Genomic DNA, 14,262 nt, shown 5'->3' on the forward strand with positions numbered 1-14,262 from the left:
TTTCATTTTTTATGGTGTTTATATACTAGATAAAGAAGTACATAGTGTTGTAGAAGAGTAAGAGTAGTTAATCGTTGGGGTAGAAGGTAGTTTAGTTCCTCTATGTGTAGATAGATAATTAATAGCAGATTATAAGAACAAGCGTTCTTGGTTGTGATATAATAGAAAGGCAATAGTAAAACTCATGGGTGGTCAGCGTTACCCCGTACGGAAAGGGGGTGATGCGTATGTTGACAGTATTTGAACGTTAATGCTTATGATGGCATTTGCAGGTTTGGTGTTGTCCATCATATCTTTTAGAGACAAAAAATAACCCACCCTTGAGCTTAGCCGGCGACAGGTGAGTTATCTTACAAAATCGCTGATCCCCTTAGTGTGAACCTAGCTATTGTATGACTGTTTGGTGTTCGAGCACCGAACAGTCTTTTTTAGTTTATGATTTCTCTAGTATTATTATAACCAAAGACTAGAAGAATGAAAAGTAATTCAAGCTTAACAACGAATACCATTTATACTTATTTTTTCGTAGCGATTTAAATCAAGAAATAAAGCCCGTGTTAAAATGAAGTATGGAATAAATGAACTAGCTCATTTAATAAACGTTCAAATTTTACATAAAAAAGGAATTGAAAAAGGGAGACGATCTTCATGCCATTAGAAATTGTACGTAACGATTTAACTAAGATGAAGGTAGATGCGATTGTAAATGCTGCAAACACGGATTTGAAAATGGGTGGAGGTGTTTGTGGAGCGATTTTTCAAGCTGCTGGTATTCATGAGTTGAAGCATGCTTGTAATAAAATAGGAGGGTGTCCTGTTGGAGAAGCAGTCATCACTGATGGATTTCAGTTGCCGGCAAAATACATTATTCATACCCCGGGACCTATTTGGAAAGGTGGCACCAATCAAGAAGCAACCCTGTTGAAAAGCTCATATGAACACTCTCTAGAGCTAGCGAAAAACTATCAATGTGAGTCAGTCGCTTTTCCACTCATTTCAACTGGCATATACGGGTATCCAAAGGAAGAGGCCTTACAAATTGCCGTTTCAACCATTAGTAGCTATTTATTGCATCATGACATGCTTGTGTATCTAGTAGTCTTTGATAAAGCTTCATTCGGATTAAGTCAAAAGCTGTTTAAATCGATTAATGAATATATTGATGAGCATTATGTTGAGGAAATAGAGAGCACATTTAGCCTCCGATATAATATGGAGCAACTGCATGAGTCTGATGCTATACCACAAGAGCTTTATGAAAAACAAAGCGAGCCCATCATCGAAAATAGCTTACTAAATTTGATAGAAGAACTCGATGAGTCATTTTCAGAACGTCTGCTGCGCCTGATTGATGAAAGAGGAATGACAGATGCTGAAACTTATAAAAAAGCAAATATTGATCGTCGCTTGTTTTCAAAAATAAGAAATGCAGCGAATTATGTACCTAAAAAGAAAACAGCCATTGCCTTCGCTATAGCATTACAGCTTAATGAAGTCGAAACAAACGATCTGCTGTCAGCAGCCGGCTATACGTTGTCACGCAGTAGTAAATTCGATGTAATTGTTGAATTCTTTATCCAGCAAAACAACTATGATATTCACGAAATTAATGAAGCCTTATTTGCTTTTGATCAGCCTTTGCTAGGTGCTTAAAGATGATTTAATGCTGAGGTAGTACAGAGATTACTATTAAAGTAGAGATTGCCCATTTTCAATACATGAAACCGAAGAGTTATTTAGAACGTATAAATTTTAAAAGCTCAATAGTTTACCCAACAGAGAATTGATGGAAAAGGAGGTAACGTGTTTGGGAGTAGCCAGCCTTATTATTTCAATACCGTTCTTCATTTTTGCTATTACCCTTTCAAAAGGAAAAGGGGCATCCTTACTTGCAGGCTATAATACAATGCCTGATAGTGAAAAGGCTCAATACGATGAAGTAGCAATGTGTAAATTTATGGGGAAAATTATGTATGGAATTAGCTTTAGCCTATTATTATTTGCACTTAGTGAGCTATTAGCAAACCAAGTTATTTTTATTATTGGTCTTATTTTATTTTTATCACTTATTATGTTTACACTGGTTTATTCGAATACCGGAAATCGATTTAAAAAGAAAGGTTAATGATAATTAATAAAGAATTATACCAATGCTTATGGTCAGTAAAATGTCGCTTCCAAAGCGACCACTTCTTTTTCTCATCTTGTTATCCTACATGTATAAATAAAACAAAACGGAGGATAACAAGAAATGAAAAAAAATGTAGCGGAAATCGTATTTATTTTAGACAAAAGTGGTTCAATGGCAGGACTTGAAACGGACACAATTGGTGGGTTTAATTCAATGCTAAGCAAGCAAAAAAAGGCTGAAGGAGAAGCATTCGTCACAACAGCTCTATTCAACCATCATTATGAACTATTGCATGACCGCATCAATGTAAAAGGGATATCTCCAATGACCCAAGAGGATTATGAGGTAGGAGGAACAACTGCATTATTAGATGCGATCGGCATGTCCATCCAAAAAATCATCAATGTCCAAAAGCACACAAGTGAGGATGAACGAGCAGAAAAAGTGCTATTCGTCATTACAACAGATGGAATGGAAAATAGCAGTCGTGAATATACTCCTGACAAAATAAAGAACATGATATCACAGCAAAAAGAGAAATATGGTTGGAACTTCATCTTCCTAGGAGCGAATATTGATGCCATTTCAACTGCTGCAAAATTTGGTATAGATGAAGACTTTGCCGTTGACTATCGTGCTGACAACATCGGTACACAGTTAAATTATGAATCTGTCAGCGAGGCCGTAGTAAAGCTGCGAAGTGGGAAGAAAATTGATCGAAGCTGGAAAGAAGATATTGAACGTGATTATCATCAACGGTCACGAAAGGAATAGGCAGATCTTTAAACATCATAATGAAAACAAGGCAAAAGTAGAAGACTTTAATTTATGAATGAAAGATAGAATACTGAGTTCGCAATAATAACCATCAGGAGGATATATTTCGGCGTTTAAACAGTATGGGATTTCCTAAATTAATATCTAATAAACAAAAATGCAAGCTTAATCTAGCTTGTATTTTTTTATTGACTATCTCTAAAATGACAAGAATTAACCTTATGTATTTCTAGAGAATAACGAAATTTGTAAAAGAATGACGATATTTATAAAAGTAATTTGGAAGGGTTTTCATAACTTATCAGGAATTTTAATTAAAAATAGTAAATTTTCAGAAAAAACCAAACGTATGAACAAGTGATTTCTATTGTCTAATATGGGATTCAATAAAAATCTCTTGGGCGTAAAAAAACAGAGAAACATAAATTAAAAGATAAATTTAAAAATATAGATAAAGGGGTGGAATTCCATGCGTCTAATCATTGTTGATGATGAGGAGTTGGAACGAAAAGGGCTAAGAAAAATGATACAAACAGAAATGCCCGAGGTAACTATTTTGGGAGAAGCAAGGAATGGACGAATTGCTATTGATCTTGCCGAGAAACTTCGTCCGGACGTAATGTTAATGGATATACAGATGCCAGGGATAGATGGAGTAGAGGCAGTAAAAGCCATTCGTAAGAAAAATAAAGAGATCAAATTTATTGTCATTTCTGCCTTTAATACATTTGAATATGCAAAAGGGGTTATGCAAGAAGGGGTAAAAGAGTATATTTTGAAACCAAGTATAAAAGAAGAAGTGATGGCTGCGCTCAGACGTGTACAAGGTGAACTTGAAGAGCAAAAGAAGAAGATTGAAATAGAACATAACTACAATAGAGCATTATCTCTTATGGAATCAGGCTGGCTTTCGTCGCTCTTACTGGAACAAGTAGAAGATATGTATTTGCAGGAATGGAATAAGTTGTTAAATATTGAGGCGATTAAAGGCTTTATTATCCTATTTTCATTTAAAGGGAAAAATATCTTAATAGATAAAGAGATGAATAAGGTTTACTACAACTGGCTAAAGAACAAGGCAAAAGAAATGGACAAAGAAGTCGTTATTGGCCCAATGATTGATGAGAAGGTACCTGTATTGATACTAGTAAAAAAATCAATCCGGGATTCAAAGATTAGAGCATATGCGAAATCGTATTGTCGATTAGTAATCAATCAATTTAATGAGAAATTTTCAGAGACTGTCCTGAAAGTAGGAATTGGGTTGCCGTATCCGAAAAGTGAAGACTTTGTCAAATCTTATCACGAAGCGATTATCGCCTTAGAGCAAATACATGATGGTGAAATACCTTATGCAATGATTTCCGAAAATTCACTAGGCATATCAGAAAGACAATCTCTTTACGAAAAAGAAAATGAACTTTTAGAACAAATAAGATTAGGTGAAAAATCGAAAGTTATTCATGAATTTGATTTTTATTTTGAGAGCTTACTACATAAAACAGAAGGAGATTTACAACTGCTTGTTCAGTCAATTGAGGAGTTTTTTGTAGTTATTTCTCGTGATTTATACAAAAATGGATACAATATCGGGTCAAAAACAGTGTTACAAGATTGTCGTACACCTGATGAGTTGAGGAAGGTTGCGAAAGAAAAGTTACTCGACACCATACAGCAGGTTGTGATATGGAAAAAGTCTCACATGAAAGGAATGATTCAAAAGGCAAAGGAGTTTATTGATCGAAGGTTTAAAGAAAACATAACACTAGAAGAAGTGGCTGATTATGTTAACCTAACACCGTTTTATTTTAGTAAAATCTTTAAAGAGAAAATGGGAGTTACCTTTATTGATTATATGACAGATGTGAGAATTAATTTTGCAAAGAAAGAAATGATTCATTCAAAGAAGAGTGTAAAAGAAATATGTTTTAATTGTGGCTATAATGATCCGAATTATTTTAGTCGCGTCTTTAAAAAGAAAACAGGTGAAACACCAAAGGATTTTCGACAAAAATATTTACAATTTGAACATTTTTAAAATACGGATGAAGTCTCCGTTTTTTTTTAGATTAGAAAGAACAAAAAAATCCTAATAACCACAAAAAAGTCAGGTCTTTTTAGCAACTTTTAGGAGGAAAAGTCTATTAAACTAAAGTTGTCAGCGTTTTCATGAGTGGAAACGAATTAAACAGAAGTGAGGGGATAAGTAAATGTTAAAAAAGTGGAGAAAGAAGAAAAGGAAGTTAGTAGCTATTGCACTAGCGTCTGGTGTAATCGTGTCTGGTATGAGTATGGATTCGGTAGCTGCTTCAAGCCAAAAAGCAAATGGAAGTAAAACAGAAGTTGTTTCTCAGGATGTTAACCAACAGGCTGCACCACAATTAGTAGATGCTGCCTCTATTGATGCCGTTATAGCAGCCATGACATTAACAGAGAAAGCTGCGATGGTAGTTGGTGCGAATTCCGTGGCGATTGATCCAGTTAATGGAGAAATTATCGGAGCACAATCAAGTAAGGTTCCTGGGGCAGCTGGACAAACTCAAGCCATTCCTCGTCTTGGAATTCCTTCTATTGTTTTAGCAGATGGACCTATGGGGGTTCGCATTAACCCAACTAGAGAAGGTACAGATCAAACATTCTATGCCACAAAATTCCCTTCTCCAAATGTCCTAGCTTCTTCATGGGATACAGAATTAGTAAATAAGGTTGGTGTAGCAACTTCTGAAGAGCTCAAAGCATATGGTATTGACCTCTTACTTGCACCAGGCATGAATATTCAAAGCTATTTACTAAATGGTCGAAATTATGAGTATTTCTCAGAGGATCCACTCGTAACAGGTATTATGACATCAGAGTTTGTAAATGGTGTGGAAGATAATGGAGTTGGAACAACAATTAAGCACTTTGCAGCCTATAATCAACGAACAAACAATAATGGAAATATGATTGTGAGTCAAAGAGCTTTACGAGAAATCTATCTCAAGGGATTTGAAATAGCAGTAAAAGAATCACAGCCATGGGCCATTATGGATTCTTATAACATGATTAATGGAACATATGCGACCGAAAACAAGGATCTATTAACAAGTGTTCTAAGAGAAGATTGGGGCTTTAAAGGATTTGCTATGACGGATTGGGAGTTCGGTGCACGAGACATTGCTAAGCAAATTGAAGCTGGAACGAATCTTCTGATGCCAGGAAGCATAGCACAGGTTAATCGTGTGATTGCTGCCGTGAATGATGGTAGTCTTGATGAAAAATATCTAGATCGAAATATTAAGGAAATTCTTAACGTGGTTATCCAAACTCCAACCTTTAAAGGGCATGTTGCAACAAATAATCCTGATCTAGAAGCGGGTGCTCAGCTAGCAAGACAAGCGGCTGCAGATGGGATGGTACTCCTTAAAAATGATGAAAAGGCTTTACCAATCGACAATGGTGTAAGCGTTTCATTATTTGGGACTCCTACTGTTGAAACGATGACTGGAGGCCGTGGAAGTGCACTTGTATATGCACCATATCAAATGGGTATTCCTGAAGGACTAAAGAATGCAGGATTAACAATCAATGATGAATTGTTAGGGAAATATGAAACCTATGTTGAGGAATTAAGACAGACAGATGAGTATAAGCAAACTCCAGGAAACTTTTTTGTTTCAACATTCCCAACACTTCCGGAGATGGATATAAAACAGGATGCTATCGCAGCAGCTGAAAGCACAGATGTAGGAATTATTGTTTTATCATCTGAGTTTGGGACATATGGATCTGACCGATCAAAAGAGGATTTCTATTTATCAGAATCTAAACAAAAAATGATTGAAGATGTATCTGCTGCATACCGAGCTCAAGGTAAACCAGTCATTGCCGTACTTAATGTTGAGGGTCCGCTTGAAACAGTTAGTTGGCAAGATAAGGTAGATGGTATCGTTCTTTCATGGCAACCAGGCCAAGAATTAGGAAATGCAGTGGCAGATGTTTTAACTGGAAAGGTGAATCCGTCAGGTAAACTTACGCAAACATTCCCGGTTGACTATGAAGGTCTTCCATATGCGGATCGTTACCCTGGTGAAAATAATGAGTTTACGTATGAAGAAGATATTTACGTCGGCTATCGCTACCATTCTACCTTTAACCTGACACCTGCATATGAATTCGGATATGGTCTGTCTTATACAACTTTCGACTATGACAAAGTAAGAGTGAATCGAAATGGAAAATTCAAGGATAAGATTACCGTGTTTGCAACAGTGGAAAATACAGGTGATGTTTCGGGCCGTGAAGCAGTTCAAGTCTATGTCTCTGCTCCTGATGGAAAGCTTGAAAAGCCAGAGTTAGAACTAAAAGCATTTACAAAAACAAAAGAATTAAGACCTGGTAAGAAAGAAAATCTAAAATTTGAACTAGATGTAAAAGAGCTAGCTTCATTTGATGAAGAAAAATCTGCTTGGATAGTTGAAAAAGGAACATATGAGGTTCTTGTTGGTGCTTCATCAGAAGATATTAGAGGAACTGCTTCATTTAAAGTAGATCAAGATATTTTAGTAGAAAAAGTTAATGACGTTCTAGAGCCACAGGTTGAAATTGATCGACTTTCAAAATTTGATAAGTAACCTTCAACACAAGAGAGCTAAGTATGGCTCTCTTGTGTTGTTAAAGAGACTAATTAATTCATAGGATGGGCAAAATCTCTAATACTAGTAGGGTCAGTTGACGTGATGGGCGTTGCACTTAACACAGGTGCAAAGGAAGTAAAAGCACAATCACCTTCTTATCAACAAACAACCTTAATGGAATGGCTTGCTGAGTAGTCATTAAAAAAGTAGGAATACAAAGACATACCAACTAAAATAAGCGGTTTCTCGGAAGAAGGAGAAACCGCTTATTTTTGATATCAATTGAATTTTCGTTATTTGCTACATAGTAATTTTATTGTTACGTTTCTTGTACAAACACTGCTTAGGAATATAGAACGTGATTAAAAATATTTTTTCACCGAGCTGATGTAAAACTCTCTATTTCACTTTACAGAATTTTAACGAGACTGTGCAGCCATCCATTCCATTAGAGTGGTTGGTTGACCATTAATGGTTGTTTCTACTTCGTTATTATAAACATAAATCCATGACCAGTGACCATTGTATTCATATGGTGTACCGTCAGCATTTTTATATAACCCTGAAGTATCCTGGACATTATCAAAAAGTGTTAAATGAACATTCTCAGCTCCAGCTTCAATTAAACGATTATAGGTTGGAATTGCATTGCTTTCTGGAGGTAAAGTTCGATCATTTTTTGCATGAACAAACCAAATTGGTGTTTGAGACATATTTAGAATATCTTCATCAGAAACCAAATTATTATTTAAACCTTCACATACTGGAAATGCTGCTGCAAAGTACCCTGGATAATCCCGGACCATTAACATTGTCATATATCCACCGTTTGAGGCACCTCCAATGTAGATTCTATTAGGATCAATATCAGGATTATTAGCTACATAATCCTTAATTAAAGACATAAGAGCTTCTTGGTAAATGGAAGTTCCATCAGCTCCTCCTGTATTAAAGCCATGCATCCATCTCGTAGGTGTTTGTGGAACTAATACATACGCTCCATTAAAGTAAGATTGAATGCTTTCCGTTGCGAAGCTAGTAGCTTTATTGGCAGATAATGGAATAGTTGGATCAGTACCACCTTCACCACCGCCATGCAACCAGATGATCAAAGGATTCTTCTTCTTATCTTTTGCTGGTGCATAATCTGCATACGTTAATGTAACGTCCTCATATGTTGCCTTACCAGATGAGAATTCATCAACTAATTCTCTCGTTTCACCTGCAAAGGTATCAATCACTAATCCAGAAATTGTGCCGAACTTTCCAGCATTAATTTTTATGTCCTTTTCTTGGGTAATAGTATAATCAGATTTAATCCATTTATTAGACCCAGCATAATAGTTGAGAGGGGAACCTAGTGACACAGTAGGTCCAATTTTCATTTCTAAAACCACATATTTTCCTCTTACTGCAGGGTTTCCATTTTGATCAGCAACATAGGCATTTGTTACCTCTCTAAAACCTTCCTCTAATAGTGGTGATGCTAGTCTATTGTCACTTCTTGTAACATGTACCTTAAATGTTTCATTTGTAATAGCTTCTTTAGGTACAGGTTTACCAATTTTCACAATCAGTTTAGTAATAGCTGCACCCCAATCATGTATCTCAGTTACACTTCGATAAGATGTGTCTGCTTTTTCTCCCTTGGCAAATGCACCAATACTAAAGGAACATGATAGTACAGATGTTAAAATAATAAGCATGAAAATCCTTACGCCTTTTAACATTAATAAGTCCTCCCTCATCTTAAGATTTCTTAGTAAGTCATGTTAATGACTTGATAAAGCCGAAGATTTAACTCCTCTCCCTATAATAAAAGCGCTTACAAATATAATTTTAGTAAATAGAGATTAAGTTTTTGTAAATAATTAGTAGCACTTTTCTATGATTAACTGCACTTTTTTAACAAATTACGAAAATGAATATTTATTAAACTATAGAAAAAATAATAACATGGAAAGAAAACATTGAACGTGATTGCCATCAACGGTCACGAAAGTAAAATAATTATAAAAAAAGTCTACTTAACTCTAGAAGACTTTTTTCATTCATTATTTCCTAGAATGTAAATTAACAAAAATTGTCGAATGAGGTAATATTAAGCTATTAACTCTTCTAGTACTAAGAAATTAACAGAATAGAAGTAGACTATAAATAACAAAATGAAACCTACATAAACGGAGCTGAGTAAGATGACATATACCGTAACAAGCAAAATGAATGATGTAAAGGTGGAAGTTAGTACGTTTGAGCAATTCTTTAAAGAAAAGGCAGTTTATCCAATTGCAATCGATACCTATCAACGCCCTTATGTATGGAATGTGAATAAGGTAAAAGAGTTGTTGAATGATTTACTAGAACATATTGAAACACAGCCTAACGTCCCTTACTATATGGGAAGCATATTGCTACATAAGAATAATGAAAAAGAAAAGCTGTTCATTATTGATGGTCAGCAGCGTATGACTACGTTAAGTATTCTTTATTATTTATTACATAGAAGATTGATAGAAGGTAAAATTGCGATGGAATTTCAATCACCAGAATCCATCAAAAATATCAAAAACATTCAAAAGTTTTTTCAACACGAGGAGAATAAAGCATGGAAAGAGAAGGTTTCTTTATTGTTCCCCAATATCCAGTTCACCTTTATTACTACTCCTTCAGAGGATTTGGCTTTTACCTTCTTTGATACGCAAAACGATCGAGGGGTAAAGCTGGAGCCTACAGATTTACTAAAGGCTTATCATCTAAGAGCGATAAATAATCTAACCATCCAGAAACGCTGTGCAAAGGATTGGGAGAACATCCAGAACAACAAGCCGATTCTTCATAAAAAAGGAGATTTTACAGTAGAGTTATTTACTAAATATCTCTCCCGTGCTCGTACTTGGCGTGGACAAAAACAAATCACACAAGCAAATGATGAGGCCATGTTAACGGAATTTATGAGAAACACCAAACAGAGTGATGATGACAAATCAATTGAGTTATTTCCTAATTTTCACAATACATATGGAGCTAAACTACATGTGAAAAATAATGGTGATTTTGAAGTACAGATGAAGGAGAATAGCCAGCTTACTAGCTCTCTTCCTTTTACATTAAGACAACCGATTAGTAAGGGAATGGGGTACTTTCTTTTTACAAAAAGATATGCAGAAGTAATTCACTTACTCTTTACCAATCAAAATGTAACTAATAAAGAAATAAAGAGATTTAGAGATTTTTATGAAAACATCTGGAAAAATTTATCCGTTTATTTAAAAGAATTGTTCATTCTTGCAACCCTGATGTATTATGACAAGTTCGGTGAACAGCAGTTGTTTCGTTTTTCTCTATGGCTAGATCATTTGCTTGGGGCGATTCGATTAGAAAAACAAAATGTGGTGAAGCAAGCACCGATGAATTTTTTAAAGGATAGTGAAAATAACTTGCTAGACGTGATTAGTCATGCGTTTACACCTGAAGAAGTATTTACGTTTTTATTACGTTGTTCAGAAAAAGTTGATACTTACACGAAAGATAACGTTGAAAAGGGTAAGGGTGTACGAGGTTATTATAAAGAACGCATTTTGACTTATTACGGCAAAAACAGCTTTGATTATAAGGAAAGCTGGATGGATCAATTAGTTAAGGAGTTAGAAGATGGAGATACAGTCTAATATAGTCACACTAAAGAGTTTAGTAGAAAAACAATTTCTTTTTAATATCCCGATTTATCAAAGATTATATGTATGGCAAGAAGAGCAAGTGAAGACGTTGTTAGAAGATATAGAAGCTGCCTTTAATGACGAAAAAGAGCTATTTTACTTAGGTGGTGTTATCGTTGTTGAAAATTCATCCTCTTCTACTGAAAATAGAAAGGTATATGATTTAATAGATGGACAGCAACGATTTACAACACTTTGGATGATTTCGATTGTATTTGCTGGTGCCTTAAAATCGTTCATAAAATATGAGGGAGAAAATCGAGTAAACTTCGCGATTCGTGAGGATATCAATGAAAAATTCCAGTTGTTAATTGGAGCTAGTAAAGACGTGGTTATAACGTCCAATATAGATGACGCACTGGCGTTGATGAGACGGTTTTACTCGGAATTTGAGGGGGATAAACCTGGGAAAGCAACTGGAATTGCTGATTTTATTTATGAAAAGGTACAACTGGTTTTTACAGAAGTACCCGAGAAAACCGATTTAAATAAATTGTTTGAAGTGATTAACAACCGTGGCATTCAATTGCAACATCATGAAATTTTAAAAGCAAGATTACTAGATAAACTTCAGGCCCAAGACCGCTTGAAGTACAGTAACTTATGGGATGCATGCGCTAGTATGAATCAATATATTGAAAAAAATATAAAAGATATTGCTCATATCAAAGCTCATTCTTTATTTGATCAGGAAGCTGCCAAGGTTGGCGAGGAACAATTGGCTGATCCGGCCAAAGTGTTAGCAGCGATTGACGAGAAAGAGGAAGAAAACAACGAGTCTATGACGTTGTTAGATATGTTAGAATCAGAGGATAATCGTGCCAGCTTTAACAGTTATGAAGATAATGAAGAAGATGAATATGATAGTGAAGATGTAAGGAGTATTATGACGTTTCCGATGCTTCTGCAGCATACGTTGCGAATATATTTAGCTAAGAAAAAAGAAAAAGATATCCCAAAAATTTCAGATAAGGAATTACTGATGATTTTTTCGGAAAACTTTTTAACAAAATCAGTTAAAGATAAAGAAGTTAAGGAATATATTGAGCTGCTGTGGAAAGTTCGCTATTACTTTGATAAACATGTAATTAAATGGGTTGGCCCTAAGGATCATGAAATCCATGAGATCCGAAGAACATATAAAAACACTAATAAAAATGGTAGAAATATTTATTACTCATTGCAAAGAGGAGAACCAACTGCACGAGGAGAGGCGCTCTTGCAAAGTATGCTATATCATTCCCAACAAATCACAACACACTATTGGTTAACCCCATATTTAAATTATCTAATAGAGAACCACAGCCAGGATAGCTACCAATATTTAAAGCACCTGGACAATTATTTGCTATGTGCAGAAAAAGATGATGAAAGCTTAATAGTGCGAACTAGACATTTTTTAGAAAAACCTAATTATAAAACAAAACTAAGTACAAAAATATTGCACGAGGAGCTTGGAACAGAATTTCCTCACTATTGGTTTTACAAGTTGGAATATGTTCTTTGGGAGAAATACGCAAATAAGAAAAGAAAGTGGAGAGAGTTTACATTAACCGCCAAAAACTCTGTTGAACATATCTCCCCACAAAATCAGAAAGCAACCGACACAAACACGGTATCTCAAGACCAATTAAACAAATTCGGCAACCTCGCCTTAGTTTCCAGAAGTGTTAATTCAGAATATAGTAATTTACCTTTTAACGAAAAACGTCAACGCTTTATAAACAATAATCGAGAGAAGATTGATTCATTGAAAATGGCTTTGATTTATGAGAATAAGCAATGGAATGATAATTTGGCGAAGGAACATCAGGTAGAGATGATTCGGGTGTTGGAGGAGTATTTGTTTAATACAAACTCCGACTTTTGACATTTTGTTTCATAGAAAATATGTTTTATTCCCAACAGTAGAAAGAAAAATGATACGGGTGTGAAAAAATTATGGATTCTAGTAGGAAGTTATGGGTTGATGAAATTACTGATGTTCTAAGAGAGTTAGGTGGTAAAGGCTCATTATTGGATATTCGTAAAAAAGTAAAAGAACGAGGAATTATACCTTATAAAGAGTCTTCAATTCCTCGAACCTTAGAACGTTATTGCAGTGATTGTGAGAGATTTTGTGGAAAAAAAGATAGTTTTTATATTGTAGAAAGAAACGGTAGAACAAAAATATGGGGGCTAAGAGGCTATTATAAAGACGGCATCCCAAATAATAGCGATGGAAGTGATAATGAGGATATACCGACCAATTCTTTGAGTGAAAATAAAATCGAACCTTCACCTTTAGTACCATTCCAATCTGACAGTGAAGATAGTTTTAAACATATTCCAGAAGAAAAAACTGAATACAGTGAACAAAAATTCAAGAAACGTATGGGTCAAAGTGATTTTAGAAAGAAAGTTTTAAACGCTTATGGTTCAAAGTGTTGTGTAACTAATGAAACATGTTTGGAAGTGCTTCAAGCTGCTCATATTCAAGCATATGTTAATGAAGAAAGTAACCACATTCAAAATGGAATTTGCTTTAGAATGGATATTCATAAACTATTTGATGAGGGGTTGATTGTGATTAATGATCAATTCCGAATAGTGGTAAGTCATATTTTACAAGAAAGTAGTTATAAACAATTTGACGGAAGGGAAATATCCTTACCTTTAGAGCCAAATGCGTTTCCTTCTCTACATGCAATAAGAAAACATAGAGAGAGAAGCATTCAAAAAGGGTACTTTTAAAAATTATCATAATACACCTTAGTATCAGAAATTGATATAACAATTTGTTCAAACAGTTAGAGTTGTTTTAATTATTGGGTAGATATTATGCTATGAAGTTTGTAGAGAAGGTATTCAACATAACTATGCACTTTCATTTGAAGATTAGGGGATTTCTCAATGTAACAAATGATCAAATAGAAGCTAGAACTTTCAATAGAAAGAGGAAACAAGTTCAATAGTGTTAACGTTAAAAGATTTCCATTTATTAGGTAAACTGATGAAAGTTCAGAGTTCCCCATAAAAAAAG

9 protein-coding genes are annotated in these 14,262 nt (G+C 34.9%); 8 read left to right on the forward strand and 1 reads right to left on the reverse strand.

All coding sequences use genetic code 11. The annotated features are described in order from the left end of the window. The first annotated feature begins 648 nt into the window (after positions 1–648). The 5 genes from ACEWK1_RS24795 (at position 649) to ACEWK1_RS24815 (ending at position 7,521) form a co-directional block, all read left to right on the forward strand. Positions 649–1,653: a macro domain-containing protein gene (locus ACEWK1_RS24795; RefSeq protein WP_212135064.1), complete on the forward strand. Its 1,005-nt coding sequence runs from the start codon at positions 649–651 to the stop codon at positions 1,651–1,653. 154 nt (positions 1,654–1,807) lie between these two features. After that, positions 1,808–2,125 (forward strand): DUF3784 domain-containing protein, encoded by a 318-nt coding sequence (locus ACEWK1_RS24800; protein ID WP_232273430.1) that lies wholly within the window; start codon positions 1,808–1,810, stop codon positions 2,123–2,125. Between the two features lie 126 nt (positions 2,126–2,251). Further along, positions 2,252–2,905 (forward strand): vWA domain-containing protein, encoded by a 654-nt coding sequence (locus ACEWK1_RS24805; protein WP_212135060.1) that lies wholly within the window; start codon positions 2,252–2,254, stop codon positions 2,903–2,905. A 472-nt stretch (positions 2,906–3,377) separates the two neighbouring features. Then, complete coding sequence (locus ACEWK1_RS24810) at positions 3,378–4,946, forward strand: response regulator (protein ID WP_212135058.1); 1,569 nt, start codon at positions 3,378–3,380, stop codon at positions 4,944–4,946. A 172-nt stretch (positions 4,947–5,118) separates the two neighbouring features. Beyond that, positions 5,119–7,521, forward strand: coding sequence for a glycoside hydrolase family 3 C-terminal domain-containing protein (locus tag ACEWK1_RS24815; RefSeq protein WP_416636746.1), 2,403 nt, complete (start codon positions 5,119–5,121; stop codon positions 7,519–7,521). A 422-nt stretch (positions 7,522–7,943) separates the two neighbouring features. On the opposite strand, the gene ACEWK1_RS24820 is transcribed toward ACEWK1_RS24815, so the two are convergent. After that, complete coding sequence (locus tag ACEWK1_RS24820; protein ID WP_416636747.1) at positions 7,944–9,254, reverse strand: prolyl oligopeptidase family serine peptidase; 1,311 nt, start codon at positions 9,252–9,254, stop codon at positions 7,944–7,946. 465 nt (positions 9,255–9,719) lie between these two features. Between ACEWK1_RS24820 and ACEWK1_RS24825 the strand changes: the two genes are divergently transcribed. The 3 genes from ACEWK1_RS24825 (at position 9,720) to ACEWK1_RS24835 (ending at position 13,973) form a co-directional block, all read left to right on the forward strand. Continuing rightward, a complete protein-coding gene (locus ACEWK1_RS24825; RefSeq protein ID WP_212135054.1) occupies positions 9,720–11,192 on the forward strand; it encodes a GmrSD restriction endonuclease domain-containing protein in 1,473 nt (490 codons plus the stop codon). Further along, a complete protein-coding gene (locus ACEWK1_RS24830; RefSeq protein ID WP_212135053.1) occupies positions 11,176–13,110 on the forward strand; it encodes a DUF262 domain-containing protein in 1,935 nt (644 codons plus the stop codon). Before ACEWK1_RS24825 ends, ACEWK1_RS24830 begins: the two co-directional genes overlap by 17 nt. A 146-nt stretch (positions 13,111–13,256) precedes the next feature. Beyond that, the gene (locus ACEWK1_RS24835) at positions 13,257–13,973 is read left to right on the forward strand and encodes an HNH endonuclease (RefSeq protein WP_212135052.1); all 717 of its coding nucleotides are present in this window, start codon (positions 13,257–13,259) and stop codon (positions 13,971–13,973) included. The last annotated feature ends 289 nt before the right edge of the window (positions 13,974–14,262 follow it).

It is taken from the genome of Metabacillus sp. YM-086 (genome assembly GCF_048059995.1).
Taxonomy (GTDB): domain Bacteria; phylum Bacillota; class Bacilli; order Bacillales; family Bacillaceae; genus Metabacillus; species Metabacillus litoralis_B.